Raw genomic sequence first — 23,956 nt, 5'->3', positions numbered from 1 at the left:
TTTGCGACGCGCCACTGATTACTGAAAAATAATCTCAATAAATGGCTGACGGTGCCGACAACCCGTCAAAGCCTTGCGGATTGAAAAAGCCATGCGTAACAACCAGCCTAATACACAACGCGAACGGACCTTCCCGGCTCAGCAACGGTTGATTTCCACCACCGATGCCAAGGGCGTGATCACCTATTGCAACGACGCCTTCGTCGAGATCAGTGGGTATTCTCGTGAGGAACTGATCCGTGCGCCGCATAACCTGGTCCGTCACCCTGACGTCCCGGCCGCGGTATTCGCGCACATGTGGGGCACACTGAAACAAGGCTTGCCATGGATGGGCATTGTCAAGAATCGCTGCAAGACCGGTGATCACTACTGGGTTAACGCCTATGTCACGCCGGTTTTCGAAGGCAATCAGGTGGTCGGTTACGAATCGGTGCGGGTCAAACCCACCGCCGAGCAGATCCGCCGTGCCGAAGCGCTCTACCAACGCATCAACCAGGGCAAGTCGGCGATTCCTTCAACGGACAAATGGCTGCCGGTGCTGCAGGACTGGCTGCCGTTCATTCTCGTCAGCCAGCTGAGCTTCATGATCGGTGCGTCGCTCAATTCCCAATGGGGGTTTGCGTTGGCCGCCGGCCTGTCGGTGCCATTGGGCCTGTTGGGGTTGAGCTGGCAACAGCGCGGCCTCAAGCGTCTGCTGCACCTGGCCGGGCAGACCACCTCCGACCCGCTGATCGCGCAGATGTACACCGACAGTCGCGGTGCCCAGGCGCGTCTGGAGATGTCGATCCTCAGCCAGGAAGCCCGCATGAAAACCTGCCTGACCCGTCTGCAGGACACCGCCGAGCACCTGAGCGACCAAGCGAAACAGTCCGACACCCTGGCGCATAACAGCTCCAACGGCCTGGAACGCCAACGTGTCGAAACCGAGCAAGTGGCCACCGCCGTCAATCAGATGGCCGCCACCACGCAGGAAGTCGCCAGCCACGTGCAGCGCACGGCCGATGCGACTCAGGAAGCCAATCGCCTGACCGGTCGCGGCCGCGACATCGCCGGGGAAACCCGCGAAGCCATCCAGCGCCTGTCGGTGGTGGTCGGTGAAACCGGCCTGACCGTGACCCAACTGGCCAAGGACAGCGACGAAATCGGCGGCGTGGTCGATGTGATCAAAGGCATCGCCGACCAAACCAACCTGCTGGCGTTGAACGCGGCTATCGAAGCGGCGCGCGCCGGTGAAATGGGTCGCGGTTTCGCGGTCGTGGCGGACGAAGTGCGGCAACTGGCGCAACGCACCAGCGAATCCACCGGGCAGATCCACGCTTTGATTGCCAAGCTCCAGCAAACTGCCAGCACGGCGGTGCAAACCATGGAGGCTGGACATCGCCAGGCTGAAGAAGGTGTGGCGCGGGTTTTGGAAGCGGACCGGGCTCTGGTGGGGATCAGCGAAGCGGTGGCCAACATCACCGACATGACCACCCAGATCGCTGCGGCGACCGAAGAGCAAAGCGCTGTCGCCGAAGAAATCAGCCGCAACATCAGCAACATCTCGCACCTGGCTGACCAGACGTCGGAACAGGCGCAACACTCGGCGTTGTTGAGTGAAGAGCTGACAAAGACTGCGAATACCCAGTATTCGTTGGTGGAGCGGTTTAACCGCTGACTGCTGCTTTAAAAAACAAAAACCCGGGAGGCGATACTTCCGGGTTTTTTATTGCCAACCTGAAAATGATGGCGCCTGGAAGGGCCTCTTCGCGGGCAAGCCCGCTCTCACGGGGTTTAGTGTTGACCACAATTATCGAGCAACACCACCAATCACTGTGGGAGCGGGCTTGCCCGCGAAGAGGCCCTGTCCGGCACCGCAAATCTCACTGAAGAAACTCAGCAACCTTCTGCGCCGCAGCCGCCAGATGTTGCTCATGGATAAACCCGGAAGCCTTCAACGGCTTCAAATCATGATCCCCCGCCACCAGCCAGAACACCTCGATACTCGGTGCCAACGTGTACGCCTCAACGGCCTCGCGATTGCCCAACGCATCCCTTTCGCCCTGAACAATCAACGTGCGCGTCTTTAACCCGGCCAAATGCTCAACCCGTGGTTTCTCCGGTTTCCCCACCGCATAAAACGGATACCCGAGGCACACCAACACATCGGCCTCCAGTTCATCCGCCAAAAGACTGGCCATCCGCCCGCCCATGGACTTGCCGCCAATGGCCAGACGCCCAGCGACATGGCGTCGCACCACGGCATAGACCTCACGCCAGCACTCGAGCAGTTTCGGCGCAGGGTTCGGTGGACGCTTGCCACCATTGATGCGCCGTTGCGCCATGTACGGAAACTCGAAGCGCAGCACGTTGATCCCAGATGCAGCAAGGCGCGCAGCCATGTCGTTCATCCAGCCGCTGTCCATTGGCGCACCGGCGCCATGGGCGAGAATCAACGTTGCCGATGCACGTCTTGTGGCGGCATTCCACAACCATCCATGATCCCGCACACACCGCGCCCATTGATCCCCGTCAATACTGGCCTTGTGCTCTTTGTCCATGCTTGCCTCGCTTTTAGTCTGCCTATAACTCCAGGCGAAGGGAGCGTCTGCCGTGCGGCTTACTCGCAAAGGCGGGACTTCACTTCGGCTGAACCGTGGATGGGGAACCATGAACACTTCTATCAGTACCGCCTACAACTACAAGGTGGTCCGCCAATTCGCCATTATGACGGTGGTGTGGGGCATCGTCGGCATGGGGCTCGGGGTTTTTCTCGCGGCTCAATTGGTTTGGCCTGAACTCAACTTCAATCTGCCGTGGACCAGCTTCGGGCGCCTGCGCCCGTTGCACACCAACGCAGTGATCTTCGCCTTCGGCGGTTGCGCCCTGTTCGCCAGTTCGTTCTATTCGGTGCAGCGCACCTGCCAGACCCAACTGTTCGCGCCGAAAGTTGCCGCATTCTGCTTCTGGGGCTGGCAAGTGGTAATCCTGCTGGCGGCGATCAGCTTGCCGCTGGGTTACACCAGCTCCAAGGAATACGCGGAGCTGGAATGGCCGATCGACATTTTGATCACCATCGTCTGGGTCGCTTACGCCGTGGTGTTCTTCGGCACGCTGGCCAAGCGCAAGACCAAGCACATTTACGTCGGCAACTGGTTCTTCGGTGCGTTCATCATCACCGTGGCGATTCTGCATATCGTCAACAACCTTGAACTGCCGGTGAGTTTCACCAAGTCCTACTCAGTGTACGGAGGTGCGACCGATGCCATGGTTCAGTGGTGGTACGGGCACAACGCCGTAGGCTTTTTCCTCACCGCCGGTTTCCTCGGGATGATGTACTACTTCGTGCCGAAACAGGCCGAGCGTCCGGTGTATTCCTATCGCTTGTCGATCGTGCACTTCTGGGCGTTGATCACCCTGTACATCTGGGCCGGTCCGCACCATTTGCACTACACCGCACTGCCGGACTGGGCACAGTCGCTGGGCATGGTGATGTCGCTGATCCTGCTGGCACCGAGCTGGGGCGGGATGATCAACGGGATGATGACGCTCTCGGGTGCCTGGCATAAGTTGCGCAGCGACCCGATCCTGCGCTTCCTCGTGGTGTCCCTGGCCTTCTACGGCATGTCGACCTTCGAAGGGCCGATGATGGCCATCAAAACGGTCAACGCCCTCTCCCACTACACCGACTGGACCATCGGCCACGTGCACGCCGGCGCCCTCGGTTGGGTCGCGATGATCTCCATCGGCGCGCTGTACCACATGATCCCGAAAATCTTCGGCCGCACGCAGATGCACAGCATCGGCCTGATCAACGCGCACTTCTGGCTCGCCACCATCGGCACCGTGCTCTACATCGCTTCGATGTGGGTCAACGGCATCGCCCAGGGCCTCATGTGGCGTGCGATCAACGATGACGGCACGCTGACCTACTCCTTCGTCGAAACCCTGGTGGCCAGCCACCCAGGCTTCGTCGTTCGGCTGGCGGGCGGTGCGATCTTCTTCAGCGGCATGTTGCTGATGGCCTACAACACCTGGCGCACCGTGCGGGCCTCGCAGCCTGCCGAAGTCGCTGCTGCCGCGCAGATCGCCTGAGGAGGCCGCCATGAAACACGAAACAATCGAGAAAAACGTCGGCCTGCTGATGTTGCTGATGGTGCTGGCCGTGAGCATTGGCGGTCTGACGCAGATCGTCCCGCTGTTCTTCCAGGACGTGACCAATAAACCGGTGGAAGGCATGAAGCCCTACACCGCGCTGCAACTGGAAGGTCGCGACATTTACATCCGCGAAGGCTGCGTCGGCTGCCATTCGCAGATGATCCGGCCGTTCCGCGCCGAGACCGAACGCTACGGGCACTACTCGGTGGCCGGTGAAAGCGTCTGGGATCATCCGTTCCTGTGGGGCTCGAAACGCACCGGTCCGGACCTGGCCCGAGTCGGCGGTCGCTACTCCGAAGACTGGCACCGCGCGCATTTGTACAACCCGCGCAACGTGGTGCCGGAATCGAAAATGCCCGGCTATCCGTGGCTGGTTGCCAATCAACTCGACAGCAGCCACACCGAAACCAAGATCAAGGCGATGCGCACCCTCGGCGTGCCTTACACCGACGATGACATCGCCGGCTCAGTCGCCTCGCTCAAGGGCAAGACCGAAATGGACGCCCTGGTCGCTTACCTGCAAGTGCTCGGCACATCCATCAAGAGCAAGAGGTGAGCCATGATCTTTGACATGAGCAGTGGAATGATCCGCGGCCTGGGCACGGTCGTGGTGTTCGTGGCCTTCGTCGGCCTGACGCTGTGGGTGTTCAACGGCAAGCGCAGTTCGGAATTCGCCGAAGCGCGCCTGCTGCCGTTCGCCGATGAGCCACAAGCCGATATCGCCAACACCCAAGAACCTGCAACAACAAGGAGTACCCGGCCATGACCACCTTCTGGAGTACGTGGATCTGCGTACTGACCATCGGCAGCCTGATCGGCCTGACCTGGCTGCTGATCGGCACCCGCAAGGGCGAAACCAAGGGCAGCGTCGACCAGACCATGGGCCACAGCTTCGACGGTATCGAGGAGTATGACAATCCGCTGCCGCAGTGGTGGTTCATGCTGTTCGCCGGCACGCTGGTGTTCGCCGTGGGTTATCTGGTGCTTTACCCCGGCCTGGGCAACTGGAAAGGCATCCTGCCGGGTTATGAGGACGGTTGGACCGGCGTCCACGAGTGGGAAAAGGAGATGAACAAGGCCGACGCGAAGTTCGGGCCGATCTTCGCCAAATTCGCGGCGATGCCCGTGGAAGAAGTGGCCACAGACCCGCTAGCGCTGAAAATGGGCGGTCGCCTGTTTGCCTCCAATTGCGCGGTCTGCCATGGCTCGGATGCCAAGGGTGCTTTCGGCTTCCCGAACCTGTCTGACACCAGCTGGCGCTGGGGTGGCGACGCCGACACCATCAAAACCACGATCATGGGCGGTCGCATGGCCGCGATGCCGGCCTGGGGTGAAATCCTCGGTGATGCTGGTGTGAAAAACGTTGCCGCCTATGTACGTCATGGACTGGCCGGCCTGCCTTTGCCGGCCGACAGCGGCGCCGATCTGAACGCCGGACAGCAAGCGTTCAGCACCATGTGCGTAGCCTGTCACGGGCCAAACGGCCATGGCACTGAAGCCATGGGGGCGCCGAATCTGACGCAACCGGCCGGCTTCATCTACGGTACAAGCCTGGCGCAACTGCAACAGACCATTCGTCATGGCCGCCAGGGCCATATGCCGGCGCAGAACGAACTGCTCGGCAACGACAAGGTGCAATTGCTGGCCGCTTACGTTTACAGCTTGTCTCATGGATTGACCACCGAGCGTTTGCAGGCTGAAGGCAAACACGAATAAATCTCGACCGCTCTGCTGCCGCATTCTCCCGGATGCGGCAGTTCCCTGCCCCTTTGCGACCAAGTGTCGCACCCCTCCGTTAGTCCTCCTTTCGATTCCCCAGATTCGGGTCTAAGCTTCCCCGATGCGGACTGGCATGAGCCGGTTCCAGGTCGACCCAACCCGATGTGTTCGACGAATCTGCTCGATGACAAGCCGCAAAGGCTGGTAGATACCGGCTGTCGTGCCATTTGCCATCTGTCACCCGATCGTTGTGTTTGAACACACCCCGTTACATCCGACCTGACCCCCTCACCATTTTCGTCCGCTGCGACATTTTGTCCTTGGGCAATTTTGTCCCTACGCGGCGCATGGAAAGGCCGCAGAATCAGCTTTTGAAAGCATTGACCCAGGTCATGGCGCGTTGCAATGACCCCCCGCTTTCTCCATACTTGCGGCCGATTTTTACTCCTAATAAAACACCCAAACCGTGGAACCTTAGAATGAGCACAGCAATCAGTCCGACTGCTTATAACTATAAGGTAGTCCGCCAGTTCGCCATCATGACGGTGGTCTGGGGGATCCTTGGCATGGGGCTTGGTGTCTTCATCGCCTCACAGCTTGTATGGCCGGAATTGAACTTCGGTCTGCCGTGGACGACTTTTGGACGCTTACGCCCGTTGCACACCAACCTGGTGATTTTCGCCTTCGGTGGTTGTGCACTGTTTGCCACTTCTTATTACGTCGTGCAGCGAACCTGCCAAACGCGACTGATTTCCGACAGCCTCGCCGCCTTCACCTTCTGGGGTTGGCAAGCGGTGATCGTCGGCGCGATCGTGACCTTGCCGCTGGGTTACACCACCACCAAGGAATACGCGGAACTGGAATGGCCCCTGGCTATTCTGCTGGCCATCGTCTGGGTTACTTACGGTCTGGTGTTCTTCGGCACCATCACCAAGCGCAAGACCAAGCACATCTATGTGGGTAACTGGTTCTACGGTGCCTTCATCGTTGTGACGGCGATGCTGCACATCGTCAACCACGCTTCCCTGCCGGTCAGCTTCTTCAAGTCATACTCGGCCTACGCCGGTGCGACTGACGCGATGATCCAGTGGTGGTATGGCCACAACGCGGTGGGTTTCTTCCTGACCACGGGCTTCCTGGGGATGATGTACTACTTCGTTCCGAAGCAGGCCGAGCGTCCGATCTACTCCTATCGTCTGTCGATCGTGCACTTCTGGGCGCTGATCACCCTGTACATCTGGGCCGGTCCGCACCACCTGCACTACACCGCGCTGCCGGACTGGGCTCAGTCGCTGGGCATGGCGATGTCGATCATCCTGCTGGCACCAAGCTGGGGCGGCATGATCAACGGCATGATGACCCTGTCGGGCGCCTGGCATAAGCTGCGCACCGACCCGATCCTGCGCTTCCTCGTTGTGTCGCTGGCCTTCTACGGCATGTCGACCTTCGAAGGCCCGATGATGGCCATCAAGACCGTCAACTCGCTGTCTCACTACACTGACTGGACCATCGGCCACGTACACGCCGGCGCCTTGGGCTGGGTAGCGATGATCTCGATCGGTGCCATCTACCACATGATCCCGAAACTGTTCGGTCGTGTTCAGATGCACAGCATCGGCCTGATCAACACGCACTTCTGGCTCGCGACCATCGGTACCGTTCTGTACATCGCTTCGATGTGGGTCAACGGCATCACCCAGGGTCTGATGTGGCGTGCAATCAACGACGACGGCACCCTCACCTACTCGTTCGTCGAAGCGCTGCAAGCCAGCCATCCTGGTTTCATCGTTCGCGCCCTGGGCGGTGCGTTCTTCGCCAGCGGCATGCTGTTCATGGCCTACAACGTATGGCGTACCGTACGTGCCTCGAACCCGGCTGAAGCCAAAGCTGCTGAACAGATTGCTGTAGTTGGAGCTCACTGATGAAGCATGAAGCAGTCGAGAAGAACATTGGCCTGCTGGCCTTCTTCATGGTTATCGCCGTCAGCATCGGCGGCCTGACCCAGATCGTTCCGCTGTTTTTCCAGGACGTCACCAACAAGCCGGTCGAAGGCATGAAGCCTCGCACCGCCCTTGAACTGGAAGGCCGCGACATCTACATCGCCAATGGCTGTGTCGGCTGCCACTCGCAGATGATCCGCCCGTTCCGCGCTGAAACCGAACGTTACGGCCACTACTCGGTCGCCGGTGAAAGCGTCTGGGACCACCCGTTCCTGTGGGGTTCCAAGCGTACCGGTCCGGACCTGGCCCGTGTTGGCGGTCGTTACTCCGATGACTGGCAGCGTGCGCACTTGTACAACCCGCGCAACGTGGTGCCTGAGTCGAAAATGCCGGCCTACCCGTTCCTCGTGGAAAACAAGCTCGACGGCAAAGACACCGCCAAGAAAATGGAAGTCTTGCGCACGCTCGGCGTCCCTTACACCGACGAAGACATCGCCGGCGCCAAGGATGCTGTGAAGGGCAAAACCGAAATGGACGCGCTGGTGGCCTATCTGCAAGGCCTGGGCACCATCATCAAAAGCAAACGGTGATTTAGATGGATATCGGGATGATTCGTGGCCTGGGCACCGTTGTTGTGATGGTGGCCTTCATCGGTCTGGCGTTGTGGGTGTTCAGCCCCAAGCGCAAATCGGAGTTTGAAGACGCGACCTTGCTGCCTTTCGCGGATGATCCCGAAGCCATCAAGCACGTCGAGCAAGCTTCTAGGAGTAACAAAGAATGACTACGTTCTGGAGTCTGTACGTCACAGTCCTCAGTCTCGGCACGATCTTCGCCCTGACCTGGCTGCTGCTGTCCACCCGCAAGGGCCAGCGCAGCGAAGCCACCGAAGAAACGGTTGGCCACTCCTTCGACGGGATCGAGGAGTACGACAACCCATTGCCGAAATGGTGGTTCATGCTGTTTGTGGGCACCATCATCTTCGCCCTGGGCTACCTGGTGCTGTACCCGGGCCTGGGTAACTGGAAAGGCCTGCTGCCGGGTTACAACTACCTCGATAACGACAAGCAGACCGCGTTCGCCAACGGCAAAAGCGGCTGGACCGGCGTTCACGAGTGGGAAAAGGAAATGGCCAAGTCGGACGCCAAGTTCGGCCCGATCTTCGCCAAATTCGCTTCCATGCCAATCGAAGAAGTCGCCAAGGACCCTCAAGCCCTGAAGATGGGTGGCCGCCTGTTCGCCTCCAACTGCTCGGTCTGCCACGGTTCCGATGCCAAGGGCGCTTATGGCTTCCCTAACCTGACCGACGCCGACTGGCGCTGGGGCGGTGAAGCGGAAACCATCAAGACCACCATCATGGGCGGTCGTCACGCTGTGATGCCGGCCTGGGCAGAAGTGATCGGCGAGCAAGGCGTTGCAAACGTTGCCGCGTTCGTACTGACCACCCTCGATGGCCGCAAACTGCCGGAAGGTACCAAGGCTGACCCGGTTGCCGGGCAGAAGCTGTTCGCTGCCAACTGCGCGGTATGCCACGGCCCAGAAGGCAAAGGCACGCCAGCGATGGGCGCGCCTAACCTGACTCACCCGGCCGCGTTCATCTACGGTTCGAGCTTCGCTCAACTGCAGCAGACCATTCGTTACGGCCGTCAGGGCCAGATGCCTGCGCAAGAACAGCTGCAAGGCAACGACAAGGTTCACCTGCTGGCCGCTTACGTCTACAGCCTCTCTCACGGTGAGAAAGCGCCAGTGGCGGACGCCCAGTAAGGCAAACGCTTGATGCAACAAAAAACGGCCCCGCCAATGTGAATTGGCGGGGCCGTTTCAGTTTTTACCGAGCGCCTGTTTACTTAAGAACAGGGATGGTCTTATCGAGCTTTCGGCTAGGCCAGTTACTGTTACGTACAACGTTCACATTCAGCTCTTTACGATCCTTGGAGAAGCTGGCAATCAGATAGGTTTGCTGAGACGCGGCACCGCTCATAAATACGGGAACATGACCAAAGTAGTCATGTTTTGTCCCACTGTAATAGCCCCCCGAGACAAAGTGGTCGTGCCCACCAAAAACCGCTGTCACCTGATATTTCGCAATCATGCCCCTGAACCTTGCGATCTGCTCATCACTTCCCGCCCAATCAAAAACCTTGTGCATATTAAGAATGATGATCTTGCCTTGTTCCCGAGCAACCTTTAAATCTCGTTCCAGCCAATCGAGCGACGGGGTAATGTCATACACAGTAGGTGCAATGGGATTACCATCAGAGAACTTGACGGCATAGGTCGGTTCATTGTTCAGCTGAACCATATGAACATCATCAAAATCCTTCGAATAAGCGAGACTGCCGGAATAATGACTCGACCCTAACACCGCGCCCCGCACAGACAAATCCATCGAAGAAACCTTCCCCCAATAACGCGCTTTTAGATCATTTACACTTCCAGCGGCGCAATTATTCAGAAAGCAGTCATCCACATTATTCGCGTAATCATGATTACCCAGCCCATAGTCATATAATCCACCCAACTTATCCTCAAAGACGGACTTCATGTAAGAGCGCTGCCCGCCATGACCAAACGCGGTGATATCACCATTGATCATTACGGGAATACGTGCCGCCCCGCCATTCAGCTGCCTGAAACTTGCAACGTCGGAATACTGCAAGCCAATTAGCTCCCTGGAACGCTCCTCCTTGTTTGGATCAGACACATTTTTATCTGTGAGATCACTCCAGGGGTATTGTGGATCGGAAATAAATATCAAATGCCCTGGTATTTGTTCAACGGTCGCTGCATGAGAAGCAGGAACAACCACACACAGCGCAAAACACGCCACCAACTGACGAAACTTAAACAAACTCATAGAAATCCATTTCCATTATTTAACAAAGTTAGTGCTGCCTTAACGGATAAGCACTTCACATACAAAACTAATCAAGTAGAAAAACAAATACAACCCACCATCACCGACAAAGCAATAAAGCATGTTTCTCGATACACTGGTTCATTACCCCGTTACTGAGTCCGCATACAATCAACTAAGGATCACCTACACCAAACTCCCATCGTGACCCTGCCCCCATTACGGGCAGATCCCGACAACTGCACAATCTGAAAAACCGTCCATACTGAACAAGTCAATTGATCTGAATCACGACTTGTTACATTTGCTACACCATTCAGATTTTTTCCCCAACGCGACCAAAGGTCGCACCCTTGACCTAGAGCGACAGGCGTATCATTACGCCACTGCAACACCTCTTTTTGACCGCGGTCGGCACGTACTGACCGAGGCATTTTTCCACTGCCGTGGGATGCAATGATGAGTAACCAGATTCCGGTACACGACGTCACCCCTGCCAAGAACGCGAACAACAGCGTCGACCTCTACGCCTCTCGAGAAAAAATCTACACCCGCGCCTTCACCGGCCTGTTCCGCAACCTGCGGATGATGGGCGGTGCCGGGCTGTTTCTGCTGTATTTCGGTACGGTCTGGCTGAGCTGGGGTGGCCATCAGGCCGTCTGGTGGAACCTGCCGGAACGCAAATTCTTCATTTTTGGCGCAACCTTCTGGCCTCAGGACTTCATCCTGCTCTCCGGGATCCTGATCGTCAGTGCCTTCGGCCTGTTCTTCATTACCGTGTACGCCGGGCGGGTCTGGTGTGGCTATACCTGCCCACAGAGCGTCTGGACCTGGATTTTCATGTGGTGCGAGAAGGTCACCGAAGGCGACCGCAACCAGCGCATCAAGCTCGACAAAGCGCCCATGAGCGCCAACAAATTCCTGCGCAAATTCAGCAAACACACGTTGTGGCTGCTTATCGGCTTCATCACCGGCATGACCTTCGTCGGTTACTTCTCGCCGATCCGCGAACTGACCATCGACTTCTTCACCGGCGAAGCCGACGGCTGGTCGTATTTCTGGGTCGGCTTCTTCACCCTCGCCACCTACGGCAATGCCGGGTGGTTGCGCGAGCAGGTGTGCATTTACATGTGCCCTTACGCGCGCTTCCAGAGCGTGATGTTCGACAAAGACACCCTGATCGTTTCCTACGACCCGCGTCGTGGTGAAGGCCGCGGCCCGCGCAAGAAAGGCGCTGACTACAAGGCCATGGGCCTGGGCGACTGCATCGACTGCACCATGTGCGTCCAGGTTTGCCCGACCGGTATCGACATCCGCGACGGCCTGCAAGTCGAATGCATCGGCTGTGCGGCCTGCATCGATGCCTGCGACAGCATCATGGACAAGATGGATTACCCGCGCGGCCTGATCAGCTACACCACTGAGCACAACCTGTCCGGGCAAAAAACCAATAAACTGCGCCCGCGCCTGATCGGCTATGCCACGGTGCTGCTGGCGATGATCGCTTTGCTGATGACCGCATTCTTCATGCGTTCACTGGTCGGTTTCGACGTCAGCAAGGACCGCGTGTTGTACCGCGAGAACGCCGAAGGCCGAATCGAAAACGTCTACAGCCTGAAGATCATGAACAAGGATCAGCGCGACCACACCTACGTGCTCGAAGCCGCTGGCCTGCCGGACCTCAAGCTGCAAGGCAAGCGCGAGATCAAGGTCGCCGCCGGGGAGATTTTCAGCCAGCCGGTCGAACTGTCCAGCGCGCCGGAGAAACTGCCATCGAGCACCAACGAGGTGAAATTCATCCTCAAGGATGCCGATGACAACAGCGTCCACATTGAAGCCAAGAGCCGGTTCATCGGCCCACAAGTTCGTTGAGAGAAGTGATCATGCCCACAGCAACTGCCGCAAGTCCCTGGTACAAGCACCTTTGGCCGTGGATCATCATCGCCATCCTGGCGTGTTCCGTGACCCTGACCTTGTCCATGGTGACGATCGCGGTGAAAAACCCGGATAACCTGGTCAACGACAACTATTACGAGGCCGGCAAAGGCATCAACCGCTCCCTGGACCGTGAGCTGCTGGCGCAGACCCTCCTGTTGCGCGCCAGCGTGCATCTGGACGACGTGACCGGTGAAGTCGACCTGCGCCTTAGCGGCAACAGCAAACCGAAAACCCTGGAGCTGAACCTGATCTCGCCGACCCAGCCAGAGAAGGATCGCAAAATCACCCTGGCACGCAGCGAAACCGAACAGGGCCGCTACATTGGCCAGTTGAACGACAAGGTCGATGGTCGCCGCTTTGTCGAATTGCTGGGTGTTCAGGACGACAAAATCTGGCGCATGTTCGAAGAAGAACAGGTCAGCCATGACAAGGATCTGCTGCTGGGTGATGAACCGCTGCAAGGCGCCGAACACTTGTAGGAGCCTTTCCCGGACGATATAGACTCCACCTCATGACCAGTCCAACCCCCTGCTACCACTGCGCCCTGCCCGTCCCGGCCGGCAGCCGCTTCACCGCTGCCGTCCTCGGTGAAACCCGCGAGTTCTGCTGCCCGGGTTGCCAGGCCGTGGCCGAAGCCATCGTGGCCGGCGGACTGGAAACCTATTACCAGCATCGCAGCGAGTCATCGGCCAACCCTGAAGCCTTGCCGGTGCAGTTGGTAGACGAACTGGCGCTGTACGACCGCGCCGACGTGCAAGCCCCCTTCGTCCGCCACGAAGGCGAACTCGCCGAAACCACCCTGTTGATGGAAGGCATCAGTTGCGCCGCCTGCGGCTGGCTGATCGAGAAACACCTGCGTGGCTTGCCGGCGGTGGCCGAAGCGCGCCTGAACCTGTCCAACCATCGCCTGCACGTGCGCTGGGCCGATGCGCAACTGCCACTGAGCCAGGTACTCAGCGAATTGCGCCATATCGGTTACGCCGCGCACCCCTATCAGGCCGACCGCGCCAGCGAACAACTGGCCAGCGAAAACCGTCTGGCCCTGCGCCAACTTGGCGTGGCGGGGCTGCTGTGGTTCCAGGCGATGATGGCGACCATGGCCACCTGGCCGGAATTCAACATCGACCTCAGTCCCGAGCTGCACACCATCCTGCGTTGGGTCGCGCTATTTCTCACCACACCGATCGTCTTCTATAGCTGCGCGCCATTCTTCAAAGGCGCCATGCGCGACTTGCGCACCCGCCACCTGACCATGGACGTTTCGGTGTCGCTGGCGATTGGCAGCGCCTACATCGCCGGGATCTGGACCTCGATCACCGGCGTTGGTGAGCTGTATTTCGATGCCGTCGGCATGTTCGCGCTGTTCCTGCTGGCCGGGCGTTATCTGGAACGTCGCGCCCGCGAACGCACCGCCGCCGCCACTGCGCAATTGGTCAATCTATTGCCCGCCTCGTGTCTGCGCCTGAGTGCCGACGGCCAGAGCGAGCGGATCCTGCTCAGCGAACTGCGTGTAGGCGATCAGGTGCTGGTACATCCCGGCGCGACCCTCCCGGCTGACGGCAAGATTCTCGACGGCCAGTCGAGCATCGACGAATCCCTGCTCACCGGCGAGTACCTGCCACAACCGCGCACGCCGGGCGATGCCGTCACCGCCGGCACCCTGAACGTCGAAGGTGCGCTGACCGTGGAAGTCCTGGCCCTCGGCCAGGACACCCGACTGTCCGCCATCGTCCGCCTGCTGGACCGCGCCCAGGCCGAGAAGCCGCGGCTGGCAGAAATGGCCGACCGCGCCGCGCAATGGTTCCTGTTGCTGTCGCTGATTGCTGCCGCCGTCATCGGCCTGATCTGGTGGGAACTGGATTCCTCGCGAGCCTTTTGGATTGTGCTGGCGATGCTCGTTGCGACGTGCCCGTGCGCCCTGTCCCTGGCCACGCCGACCGCCCTCACCGCCGCCACTGGCACGCTGCACAAACTCGGCTTACTGCTGACTCGCGGCCACGTGCTGGAAGGTCTGAACCAGATCGACACGGTGATTTTCGACAAGACCGGCACGCTCACCGAAGGGCGACTGGCGTTGCGTTCGATTCGCCCGCTCGGCGAACTCAACAGCGATCAATGCCTGAGCCTGGCCGCCGCCCTGGAAAACCGCTCCGAACACCCGATCGCCCGGGCTTTTGGCCGCGCGCCGCTCGCTGCCGAAGAAGTCCACAGCACGCCGGGGCTTGGCCTCGAAGGGTTGGTCGGTGAGCAACGCCTGCGTATTGGCCAACCGGGTTTTGTCTGTGAACTCAGTGGTGCTGTAGTGCCGTTGATGCCGGACGAAGCCGGCCAATGGCTGTTGCTCGGCGACAGCCTGGGACCGTTGGCATGGTTTGTTCTCGACGACCGTCTGCGTGCCGATGCACCCGCCCTGCTCGCGGCCTGCAAGGCTCGCGGCTGGCGCACATTGCTGCTGTCCGGTGACAGCTCGCCGATGGTCGCCAGTGTCGCCGCGGAACTGGGCATCGATGAAGCCCGTGGCGGCTTGCGTCCGGACGATAAATTGCAGGTCCTGCAACAGCTACACAAAGAAGGCCGCAAGGTGTTGATGCTGGGTGACGGGGTCAACGACGTGCCAGTGCTGGCCGCCGCCGACATCAGCGTGGCCATGGGTTCGGCCACCGATCTGGCGAAAACCAGTGCCGACGCGGTATTGCTGTCGAACCGCCTCGATGCATTGGTCCAAGCCTTCAGCCTCGCGCGGCGCACCCGTCGGGTAATCATCGAGAACCTGCTGTGGGCCGGGCTGTACAATGGCCTCATGTTGCCGTTCGCCGCCCTCGGCTGGATCACGCCGGTATGGGCCGCGGTCGGCATGTCCATCAGTTCGTTGACCGTGGTGCTGAACGCCCTGCGCCTGACTCGCATGCCAAATACGCCTGCGGTCAGCGCCACGCCAGAAACCCGTCCGCTGCCGGCCTGAGCCGCGCGGGCATGGAGTCCAGATGCCAGCTCTCTACGTGATGATCCCGGCCGCACTGCTGATCGTGGCCATCGCTATTTACATCTTCTTCTGGGCAGTCGACAGCGGTCAGTACGACGACCTCGACGGCCCGGCCCACAGCATCCTGTTTGACGACCAGGACCCGAACCACAAGGCCGCGGTCGATGAAGCCAGCGGCCATCCGGCCAAGCCGGACGACAAGGCGCCACCTCATGCTTGAGTTGGCGCCGCTGCTGGTGTCTGCGGTGATCCTCGGTCTGCTCGGCGGCGGGCATTGCCTGGGCATGTGTGGCGGCTTGATGGGCGCATTGACCCTGGCGATTCCCAAGGAACAACGCAGCCGACGCTTTCGACTGCTGCTGGCCTACAACCTGGGGCGAATTCTCAGCTATGCAACAGCTGGCCTGCTGATCGGTCTGGCCGGTTGGGCTGTGGCTAACAGCCCGGCGGCGATGTTCATGCGCGTCATCGCTGGATTGCTGTTGGTCACCATGGGCCTATACCTCGCCGGTTGGTGGAGCGGCCTGACCCGCATCGAAAGCCTCGGTCGCGGCCTGTGGCGGCACATCCAGCCGGTTGCCAACAAACTGCTGCCGGTGTCGAGCATCCCCCGCGCGCTTCTGCTGGGCGCGCTCTGGGGCTGGCTGCCATGCGGGCTGGTTTACAGCACTTTGCTGTGGTCGGCGAGCCAGGGCAATGCACTGGACAGTGCGCTTTTGATGCTCGCGTTCGGGCTCGGCACCTGGCCGGTGTTGCTCGCCACGGGGTTGGCGGCTGAGCGGGTCACGGCGTTGTTGCGCAAACGTAGCGTGCGGATGACGGGCGGATTACTGGTGATCCTGTTCGGCATCTGGACCTTGCCGGGGCCGCATCAGCATTGGTTGATGGGGCATTAATCGACCGTTGATGCAAATCAAGATGCCCCACCGTGCCTCCCCCTAGACTCGCTGACACTGCCAGCCTATCCGGGGGAATGCCCGCATGATGCTCGACGCCATTCGTTGGGACACCGATCTGATCCGCCGTTACGACCTGACGGGACCGCGCTACACCTCCTACCCGACCGCGGTGCAATTCGACGGTCAGGTCGGCACGTTCGACCTGTTCCACGCCCTGCGCGACAGCCGTAAAGCCCTGCGCCCGTTATCGCTGTATGTGCACGTGCCGTTCTGCGCGAACATTTGCTACTACTGCGCCTGCAATAAAGTCATCACCAAGGATCGCGGCCGGGCCTTGCCCTATTTGCAGCGTCTGGAGCAGGAAATCCAGCTGATCGCCTGCCACCTCGACCCCGAGCAGAAAGTCGAGCAACTGCACTTTGGCGGCGGTACCCCGACCTTTCTCAGTCACGATGAACTGCGCCAGTTGATGGCCCAGTTGCGCAAAAGCTTCAACTTGCTGGACGACGATTCCGGCGACTACGGCATCGAAATCGACCCTCGCGAAGCCGACTGGTCGACCATGGGCCTGCTCCGTGAGCTGGGTTTCAATCGGGTCAGTATCGGTTTGCAAGACCTCGATCCGGCAGTGCAACGGGCGGTCAACCGCCTGCAAAGCCTGGAACAAACCCGCGCGGTTATCGACGCTGCCCGCACGCTGCAGTTTCGCTCGATCAACATTGACCTGATCTACGGCTTGCCAAGGCAGACACCCGAGAATTTCGCTCGCACCGTCGATGAAGTGATCAACCTGCAACCGGACCGCCTCTCAGTGTTCAACTACGCGCACCTGCCGGAACGCTTCATGCCGCAACGGCGAATCAACAGCGACGAACTGCCGACACCGGCGCAAAAACTGGAAATGCTCCAGGGCACCATCGAGCAGTTGACCAAGGCCGGTTACCGCTACATCGGCATGGACCACTTCGCGCTGCCCGACGATGAACTGGCGATTGCCCAGGAAGAATCGACCCTGCAACGCAACTTCCAGGGCTACACCACCCACGGCCATTGCGACCTGATTGGCCTGGGCGTGTCGGCCATCAGCCAGGTCGGCGACTTGTATTGCCAGAACAGCAGCGACTTGAATCAGTACCAGAACACGCTGGCCAGCGCGCAGCTGGCCACCAGCCGTGGTCTGCTGTGCAACGCCGATGACCGCCTGCGGCGTGCAGTCATCCAACAACTGATCTGTAACTTCAGCCTGGAATTCGCCGAGATCGAACACGCCTTCAACATCGACTTTCAGGGTTACTTCGGCGAACTCTCGCCACAGTTGCAGGCAATGGCTGAAGACGGCCTGATCGAACTGGATAACGAACGGATCACCGTACTGCCCGCCGGACGATTGCTGGTGCGTTCGGTGTGCATGGTGTTCGACGCCTACCTGGAACAGCAAAATCGCCAGCGGTTTTCGCGGGTGATCTAGCCATCACTTCACCGGCCGCTCTGCGAAACGCAGACTTTACGACCTTGCGACAAAATCGCCGCGTGCCTGAATGTCCTCCCGTGGGTTACCCTTACGGCTTATGTGTGTTTTCCCACAAGGATTGAAGAAATGTCCGAGCCAGTAAAACTGCGCGCTCATAGTCAGGCCCATTGCAAGGATTGCAGCCTGGCCCCCCTCTGCTTGCCACTTTCTTTGAATCTGGAAGACATGGATGCGCTGGACGAAATCGTTAAACGTGGCCGCCCGCTGAAAAAGGGCGAATTCCTGTTCCGCCAGGGCGACACCTTCGATTCCGTTTATGCAGTACGCTCGGGCGCCCTGAAGACCTTCAGCCTGAGCGATGGCGGTGAAGAACAACTCACCGGTTTCCACCTGCCAAGCGAACTGGTCGGCCTGTCGGGCATGGACACCGAAAAACACCCGGTCTCGGCGCAAGCAATGGAAACCACATCGGTGTGTGAAATCCCTTTCGAACGCCTCGACGAACTGGCGCTGCAACTGCCGCAACTGCGCCGTCAGTTGATGCGTGTGATGAGTCGCGAGATTCGCGACGATCAGCAAATGATGTTGCTGCTGTCGAAGAAAACCGCCGACGAGCGCATCGCCACGTTCCTGGTCAACCTGTCAGCCCGTTTCCGCGCCCGGGGTTTCTCGGCCAACCAGTTCCGCCTGAGCATGTCGCGCAACGAAATCGGCAATTACCTGGGCCTGGCGGTGGAAACCGTGTCCCGGGTGTTCACGCGCTTCCAGCAAAACGAACTGATTGCGGCTGAAGGCAAGGAAATCCATATCCTCGACCCGATCCAGCTCTGCGCTTTGGCCGGCGGCTCGCTAGACGGCTGATTTCAGCGATGGCGGCTGAGCGAAACGGTTCAGCCGCCGTTATACTGCGTCGTTTGCAGCCTGCCAGGATTCTTCGACTATGGCCTTCGACTCCTTCGACATCAAATCCCTCATCCGCCCTGTGATCGACTTTCCCAAGCCGGGCGTGATCTTTCGCGACATTACCCCATTGTTCCAGTCGCCCACGGCCCTGCGCCTAGTGATGGACAGCTTCGCCCACCGTTATGTCGAGGCCGACTTCACCCACATCGGTGCGATGGACGCGCGTGGCTTTCTGATCGGTTCGGTCCTGGCCTATCAGTTGAACAAGCCGCTGGTGCTGTTCCGCAAGCAAGGCAAACTGCCGGCCGACGTGCTGGCCGAGGGTTATGCGACCGAATACGGCGAAGCCTTCCTCGAAGTCCACGCCGACAGCCTGTGCGAGGGCGATTCGGTGGTGATGTTCGATGACCTGATCGCCACCGGCGGGACGCTGATTGCGGCGGCGAACCTGGTTCGACGAATGGGCGCCCGGGTTCATGAAGCGGCGGCGATCATTGATTTGCCAGAGTTGGGCGGGTCGCAGCGACTGGAAGATATGGGGATTCCGACGTTTTGCCTGACGCAATTTGCGCTGTCTGATAAATAGGCGGCGTCTGGGCTGACGTCTTCGCGAGCAAGCTCGCTCCCACAGGGGTTTTGTGAACACCACAAATCCAATGTGGGAGCGAGCCTGCTCGCGAAGGCGTCAATTCAAACACTACAAAACGATCGGCTTACGCCCCGCAAACGAATGCGCCAACGTCCCGCCATCCACCAATTCCAGCTCGCCGCCCAATGGCACGCCGTGGGCGATACGCGAGGCGATCAGGCCTTTGTTGCTGAGCAATTGGGCAATGTAATGCGCTGTGGCTTCACCTTCCACGGTCGGGTTGGTCGCGAGAATGACTTCAGTGAACGTGCCCGCCTCTTCGATCCGCGCCAGCAGTTGCGGAATACCGATGGCCTCAGGCCCGAGCCCATCAAGCGGCGACAAATGCCCCTTGAGCACAAAGTAGCGACCACGGAAACCGGTCTGCTCCACCGCGTAGACGTCCATCGGCCCTTCCACCACGCAGAGCAAGGTGTCGTCGCGACGGGTATCGGCGCATTGCGGGCAGAGGTCGTCTTCGGTCAGCGTGCGGCACAACCGGCAGTGACCCACCCCTTCCATGGCCTGGCTCAGCGCCAAGGCCAATCGCGAGCCGCCGCTGCGATCACGTTCGAGCAACTGCAACGCCATGCGCTGGGCGGTTTTCTGACCCACACCTGGCAAAATTCGCAGGGCGTCGATCAGTTGGCGAATCAAAGGGCTGAAGCTCATGGGGAAAAGTCCGACAAAACAACGAGACGCGGTTTATACCCGCGCCTCCGTTTAGCGTCAATTACTCAGTCCTGGGCAACCCGCACAACCAGTTTGCCGAAGTTGCGTCCTTCCAGCAGACCGATGAACGCTTCAGGTGCCTGCTCCAGGCCATCGACCACGTCTTCACGGAACTTCACCTTGCCATCGCGCACCCACGGCGCCATGGCGCTGATGAATTCCGGCTGACGATCACCGTAGTCGTCGAACACGATGAAACCCTGGATTCGCACACGCTTGGTCAGCAGCGTACGCTGCAATTGCGGCAGACGATCCGGGCCGGTCGGTGCTTCGTGAGCGTTGTAGGACGCGATCAGGCCGCAGAGTGGAATTCGCGCCTTGGGCTTGAGCAGCGGCAGCACGGCATCGAACACCTTGCCGCCGACGTTTTCGTAATAGATGTCGATGCCCTCGGAGCACGCCTTGGCCAATTCTTCGGCGAAGTTCGGGCTCTTGTGATCGATGCAGGCATCAAAACCCAGCTCCTCGACCACATAACGGCACTTGTCCGCGCCACCGGCCACGCCGACCACGCGCAAGCCCTTGATCTTCGCGACCTGACCGACCACCGAACCCACGGCGCCGGATGCGGCCGCAACCACCAGGGTTTCGCCGGCCTTGGGCTGGCCGATGTCCATCAGGCCCATATACGCGGTCATGCCGGGCATACCCAACACGCCCAACGCCATTGACGGGCTCGGCAGCCCGGACGGCACCGGAATGATGTCGCGACCGTCGCTGAGGCTGTGGCTCTGCCAACCGGTAGAACCGACCACCAGATCACCTTCGTGAAATTTCGGATTCAGCGAGCGCTCGACCCGGCTGACAGCGCCACCGGTCATCACCTCACCGATTTCAACCGGTGCGGCGTAGGACGGCGCGTCGCTCATGCGTCCGCGCATGTAGGGATCGAGTGACAGGTAAAGGGTCTTGAGCAGCACCTGACCGTCGGCCAGGTCCGGCAGCGCAACGCGCTCCAGGCGGAAATTCTCCGGCGTCGGCGCGCCTACCGGGCGGGACGCCAGGACGATACGTTGGTTGAGGGTCAATGCTTGTGGCATGTGAGCTTCTCCTTTTGATCGATGAATTCGGCGGTATAGGGAGCAGACCTTTATGCGGGTGTCGCGTTCGATGTTTCTACTGATCATTCCCACGCAGAGTGTGGGAATGATCGGTGTGGCACAAACAAAAATGCCAGGCGCGATGCCTGGCATTTTTTTGTAGCCCATCCGACGCGCTTTGGCTAATCAGAATGGCAGTTTCATACCCGGTGGCAGTTGCATGCCAGCGGTCATGCCGGACATTTTGTCCTGGCTGTTGGCTTCGATCTTGCGCACGGCATCGTTTACGGCGGCGGCGAACACAGCCTCCAGCATCTCTTTGTCGTCTTCGCTCAAGCCTTCGACCAGGCTTGGATCGATGGTCACGCGCTTGACGTCGTGACGACCGGTCATCACCACGGTGACCATATCGCCGCCGGCTTTACCGGTGACTTCGGCGTTGGCCAACTCTTCCTGCATCTTGGCCATTTTTTCCTGCATCTGCTGTGCCTGCTTCATCAGGCCGGCCATGCCACCTTTCATCATGGGAATCACCTCAAAAGTACTTGGATAAAAACAGCGCCCGGCCCTTTTGGCCGAACGCCTTCAGTTATTAGCCCTGAGTGACCAGGGTCTCGACAGGTTCAATAGTATCGTTACGGACCACCGCACCGAACTGCTGCATCATTTGCTGGATGAACGGATCACCGTGGATCGACTCTTCGGCCTCGCGCTGACGGTTCGCACGGCGGCGGGACGCAGCCTGGGCCGGGGTTTCCTGCTCGGGCTTGATCAACTCCATGCGCAGGGTCAGCGTACGCCCGTGAAACTGGTTCAACGCATCATTCAAGCGACGCTGTTGGGTCGAGTTGAACAGCGCGCTGTGGGCCGGGTCCAGGTGCATCAGCCAGTGGTCACCCTCGACGGCGATCAGCGTGCAGTTGGCGGCGATGCTTCCGGTCATGCCGGAGATCGGCAGTTTCGGGAACAACTCCAGCCATTGCAACGCCAGACCGGTGGCCGGCATCGCGGCCGGTTCAGGTTCGGCTTCCGGCGCTGGCTCGGCGGTGTGCTCGCTGGCCAGTTCATCGAGGTAGCTGTAGGCCGACTCCATGTCTGGCTCGATATAGTCCTCATCCAACGGCGGCTCATCGTCCAGGTCCATGCCCGGCGTCGCGGCATCCACGTCGGCTACCGACGGCTCCGGAATCGGCGCAGCGGCCCACTCCGGTGCGTCCAGCACTACGCTGTCGGGCGTCGGCAATGGCATCGGCGCCAAATCGGGCTGTTCGCTGGCGGTTTCCAGCACTGGCTCGACGGCGGGTTGCTGAACGACCTCGGGTGCGATCGGATCGTTCCAGGGCAGATCGACGACGACTTCGACCGCTGCTGCCTCAACAACAGGCTCGGGCGCAACGACGGGCGCGACCGGCTCGGGCTCGGGCTCGGGCTCGGGCACTTGCACTGGAGTAACCACCGCCGCAACCGGCACAGCCGCGACGGGTGCAACTGCCGCAGCGACTACCGGCGCTACAACGGGCGCGGCAGCCACTGAGTTTGCGGAATCAACTGTGGCCTGGCTGATCCCCACTGGCTTTAGCGGTTGCCTCGGGGCGTCCGTGGTGTCTGCCGGTCGGAACGCGAGCATCCGCAGCAGGACCATTTCAAAGCCACCGCGCGGGTCTGGCGCCAGCGGCAAGTCGCGGCGACCGATCAGGCCCATCTGGTAATAGAACTGCACATCTTCGGCCGGCAAGGCCTGGGCCAGCGCCAGCACCCGATCACGGTCGCCATGACCGTTATCGACGCCTTCAGGCAGGGCTTGGGCTATGGCAACACGGTGCAGCACGTTGAGAATTTCCGAGAGCACGCCGTTCCAGTCCGGGCCTTGTTCAGCCAGATGACGAACGGCTTCGAGCAAAGCCTTGGCGTCGCCTTCGATCAGCGCGTGTAGAACGTCGTAGACCTGACCGTGATCGAGCGTGCCGAGCATCGCCCGTACGTCGGCGGCCATGACTTTGCCTTCACCGAAGGCAATCGCCTGGTCGGTCAGGCTCATGGCGTCGCGCATCGAACCGTCGGCAGCACGCCCCAGCAGCCACAGCGCGTCGTCTTCGAACGGCACGTTCTCGACACCCAGCACGTGAGTCAAATGCTCGACCACACGCTCCGGCGTCATGTTCTTCAGAGAGAACTGCAGGCACCGCGAAAGAATGGTTGCAGGAAGTTTCTGCGGATCGGTCGTCGCCAGGATGAACTTGACGTAGGGCGGCGGCTCTTCAAGGGTTTTCAACAGCGCATTGAAGGAATGGCTGGAGAGCATGTGCACTTCGTCGATCAGGTAGACCTTGAAGCGCCCACGGCTCGGTGCGTACTGAACGTTGTCGAGCAGTTCGCGGGTGTCTTCGACCTTGGTCCGGCTCGCGGCGTCGATCTCGATCAGGTCGACGAAGCGGCCTTCATCGATCTCGCGGCACACCGAGCACTCGCCGCAAGGTGTTGAAGTGATACCTGTTTCACAGTTCAGGCATTTGGCGATGATCCGCGCGATGGTGGTCTTGCCGACCCCGCGGGTACCGGTAAACAGATAGGCGTGGTGCAGCCGCTGGCTGTCCAAGGCATTGATCAGAGCCTTGAGCACATGGGTCTGGCCGACCATTTCGCGGAACGAGCGCGGACGCCATTTACGTGCAAGAACCTGATAACTCATCGAAAACCGTCGCAACGAAGGAA

The 23,956-nt window shown here is 59.8% G+C and carries 23 protein-coding genes; 17 read left to right on the top strand and 6 right to left on the bottom strand.

Annotated elements, in window-relative coordinates:
- Positions 1–91: 91 nt before the first annotated feature.
- Complete coding sequence (locus FQ187_RS11340) at positions 92–1,657, top strand: PAS domain-containing methyl-accepting chemotaxis protein (RefSeq protein ID WP_149629528.1); 1,566 nt, start codon at positions 92–94, stop codon at positions 1,655–1,657.
- Between the two features lie 205 nt (positions 1,658–1,862).
- Here FQ187_RS11340 and FQ187_RS11335 read toward each other — a convergent pair whose 3' ends face one another.
- Positions 1,863–2,540 (bottom strand): alpha/beta family hydrolase, encoded by a 678-nt coding sequence (locus tag FQ187_RS11335; RefSeq protein WP_149629527.1) that lies wholly within the window; start codon positions 2,538–2,540, stop codon positions 1,863–1,865.
- 109 nt (positions 2,541–2,649) lie between these two features.
- On the opposite strand from FQ187_RS11335, the gene ccoN (FQ187_RS11330) reads away from it, so the two are divergent.
- The 8 genes from ccoN (FQ187_RS11330) to ccoP (FQ187_RS11295) all read left to right on the top strand — a co-directional run bounded on the left by ccoN (FQ187_RS11330) (position 2,650) and on the right by ccoP (FQ187_RS11295) (position 9,557).
- On the top strand, positions 2,650–4,074 hold the full coding sequence (gene ccoN / locus FQ187_RS11330) for a cytochrome-c oxidase, cbb3-type subunit I (RefSeq protein WP_149629526.1): 1,425 nt from the start codon (positions 2,650–2,652) through the stop codon (positions 4,072–4,074).
- A 10-nt stretch (positions 4,075–4,084) separates the two neighbouring features.
- Positions 4,085–4,693 carry a cytochrome-c oxidase, cbb3-type subunit II gene (gene ccoO / locus FQ187_RS11325; protein WP_008157297.1) on the top strand — a complete coding sequence of 203 codons (609 nt, stop codon included), beginning with the start codon at positions 4,085–4,087 and terminating at the stop codon, positions 4,691–4,693.
- Between the two features lie 3 nt (positions 4,694–4,696).
- The gene (locus FQ187_RS11320) at positions 4,697–4,903 is read left to right on the top strand and encodes a cbb3-type cytochrome c oxidase subunit 3 (protein ID WP_149629525.1); all 207 of its coding nucleotides are present in this window, start codon (positions 4,697–4,699) and stop codon (positions 4,901–4,903) included.
- Positions 4,900–5,853: a cytochrome-c oxidase, cbb3-type subunit III gene (gene ccoP / locus FQ187_RS11315; RefSeq protein ID WP_149629524.1), complete on the top strand. Its 954-nt coding sequence runs from the start codon at positions 4,900–4,902 to the stop codon at positions 5,851–5,853. The genes FQ187_RS11320 and ccoP (FQ187_RS11315) overlap by 4 nt, the downstream gene beginning before the upstream one ends.
- A 482-nt stretch (positions 5,854–6,335) precedes the next feature.
- A complete protein-coding gene (gene ccoN, locus FQ187_RS11310; protein ID WP_008157290.1) occupies positions 6,336–7,778 on the top strand; it encodes a cytochrome-c oxidase, cbb3-type subunit I in 1,443 nt (480 codons plus the stop codon).
- On the top strand, positions 7,778–8,386 hold the full coding sequence (ccoO, locus tag FQ187_RS11305; protein ID WP_018925301.1) for a cytochrome-c oxidase, cbb3-type subunit II: 609 nt from the start codon (positions 7,778–7,780) through the stop codon (positions 8,384–8,386). The genes ccoN (FQ187_RS11310) and ccoO (FQ187_RS11305) overlap by 1 nt, the downstream gene beginning before the upstream one ends.
- Before the next feature lie 5 nt (positions 8,387–8,391).
- A complete protein-coding gene (locus FQ187_RS11300; RefSeq protein WP_003175465.1) occupies positions 8,392–8,577 on the top strand; it encodes a CcoQ/FixQ family Cbb3-type cytochrome c oxidase assembly chaperone in 186 nt (61 codons plus the stop codon).
- On the top strand, positions 8,574–9,557 hold the full coding sequence (gene ccoP / locus FQ187_RS11295; RefSeq protein WP_149629523.1) for a cytochrome-c oxidase, cbb3-type subunit III: 984 nt from the start codon (positions 8,574–8,576) through the stop codon (positions 9,555–9,557). Before FQ187_RS11300 ends, ccoP (FQ187_RS11295) begins: the two co-directional genes overlap by 4 nt.
- A gap of 79 nt (positions 9,558–9,636) precedes the next feature.
- Here the strand turns inward: ccoP (FQ187_RS11295) and FQ187_RS11290 are convergent, their stop codons facing one another.
- On the bottom strand, positions 9,637–10,650 hold the full coding sequence (locus FQ187_RS11290) for a metallophosphoesterase (protein WP_149629522.1): 1,014 nt from the start codon (positions 10,648–10,650) through the stop codon (positions 9,637–9,639).
- Positions 10,651–11,109: 459 nt separating this feature from the next.
- Here FQ187_RS11290 and ccoG point away from each other — a divergent pair, with 459 nt between their 5' ends.
- The 8 genes from ccoG (at position 11,110) to FQ187_RS11250 (ending at position 19,430) form a co-directional block, all read left to right on the top strand.
- The gene (ccoG, locus tag FQ187_RS11285; protein WP_149629521.1) at positions 11,110–12,522 is read left to right on the top strand and encodes a cytochrome c oxidase accessory protein CcoG; all 1,413 of its coding nucleotides are present in this window, start codon (positions 11,110–11,112) and stop codon (positions 12,520–12,522) included.
- 11 nt (positions 12,523–12,533) lie between these two features.
- Positions 12,534–13,067, top strand: a complete 534-nt coding sequence (locus FQ187_RS11280; protein ID WP_149629520.1) for a FixH family protein — start codon at positions 12,534–12,536, stop codon at positions 13,065–13,067.
- A 32-nt stretch (positions 13,068–13,099) separates the two neighbouring features.
- Positions 13,100–15,550, top strand: a complete 2,451-nt coding sequence (locus FQ187_RS11275) for a heavy metal translocating P-type ATPase (protein WP_149629519.1) — start codon at positions 13,100–13,102, stop codon at positions 15,548–15,550.
- A 22-nt stretch (positions 15,551–15,572) separates the two neighbouring features.
- Positions 15,573–15,791: a cbb3-type cytochrome oxidase assembly protein CcoS gene (ccoS, locus tag FQ187_RS11270; RefSeq protein WP_007905420.1), complete on the top strand. Its 219-nt coding sequence runs from the start codon at positions 15,573–15,575 to the stop codon at positions 15,789–15,791.
- The gene (locus FQ187_RS11265; RefSeq protein WP_149629518.1) at positions 15,784–16,467 is read left to right on the top strand and encodes a sulfite exporter TauE/SafE family protein; all 684 of its coding nucleotides are present in this window, start codon (positions 15,784–15,786) and stop codon (positions 16,465–16,467) included. The genes ccoS and FQ187_RS11265 overlap by 8 nt, the downstream gene beginning before the upstream one ends.
- Before the next feature lie 88 nt (positions 16,468–16,555).
- Positions 16,556–17,938: an oxygen-independent coproporphyrinogen III oxidase gene (gene hemN / locus FQ187_RS11260; RefSeq protein WP_149629601.1), complete on the top strand. Its 1,383-nt coding sequence runs from the start codon at positions 16,556–16,558 to the stop codon at positions 17,936–17,938.
- A 129-nt stretch (positions 17,939–18,067) separates the two neighbouring features.
- Entirely contained in the window at positions 18,068–18,802 is a 735-nt protein-coding gene (gene fnr, locus FQ187_RS11255; protein WP_046047868.1) for a fumarate/nitrate reduction transcriptional regulator Fnr, read from the top strand.
- A gap of 79 nt (positions 18,803–18,881) precedes the next feature.
- The gene (locus FQ187_RS11250) at positions 18,882–19,430 is read left to right on the top strand and encodes an adenine phosphoribosyltransferase (RefSeq protein ID WP_149629517.1); all 549 of its coding nucleotides are present in this window, start codon (positions 18,882–18,884) and stop codon (positions 19,428–19,430) included.
- Between the two features lie 111 nt (positions 19,431–19,541).
- On the opposite strand, the gene recR is transcribed toward FQ187_RS11250, so the two are convergent.
- The 4 genes from recR to dnaX form a co-directional block, all read right to left on the bottom strand.
- The gene (recR, locus tag FQ187_RS11245; protein ID WP_046047871.1) at positions 19,542–20,144 is read right to left on the bottom strand and encodes a recombination mediator RecR; all 603 of its coding nucleotides are present in this window, start codon (positions 20,142–20,144) and stop codon (positions 19,542–19,544) included.
- A 65-nt stretch (positions 20,145–20,209) separates the two neighbouring features.
- Positions 20,210–21,244: an NADP-dependent oxidoreductase gene (locus FQ187_RS11240; RefSeq protein ID WP_149629516.1), complete on the bottom strand. Its 1,035-nt coding sequence runs from the start codon at positions 21,242–21,244 to the stop codon at positions 20,210–20,212.
- Positions 21,245–21,430: 186 nt separating this feature from the next.
- Positions 21,431–21,769: a YbaB/EbfC family nucleoid-associated protein gene (locus tag FQ187_RS11235; RefSeq protein ID WP_008028561.1), complete on the bottom strand. Its 339-nt coding sequence runs from the start codon at positions 21,767–21,769 to the stop codon at positions 21,431–21,433.
- Between the two features lie 67 nt (positions 21,770–21,836).
- Complete coding sequence (gene dnaX / locus FQ187_RS11230; RefSeq protein ID WP_149629515.1) at positions 21,837–23,933, bottom strand: DNA polymerase III subunit gamma/tau; 2,097 nt, start codon at positions 23,931–23,933, stop codon at positions 21,837–21,839.
- Positions 23,934–23,956 lie beyond the last annotated feature (23 nt).

The organism is Pseudomonas sp. ANT_J28, assembly GCF_008370005.1.
Taxonomy (GTDB): Bacteria; Pseudomonadota; Gammaproteobacteria; order Pseudomonadales; family Pseudomonadaceae; genus Aquipseudomonas; species Aquipseudomonas frigoris.
Note: the sequence above shows the minus strand (reverse complement) of the source record. Positions and strands in the feature narration are given on the sequence as shown.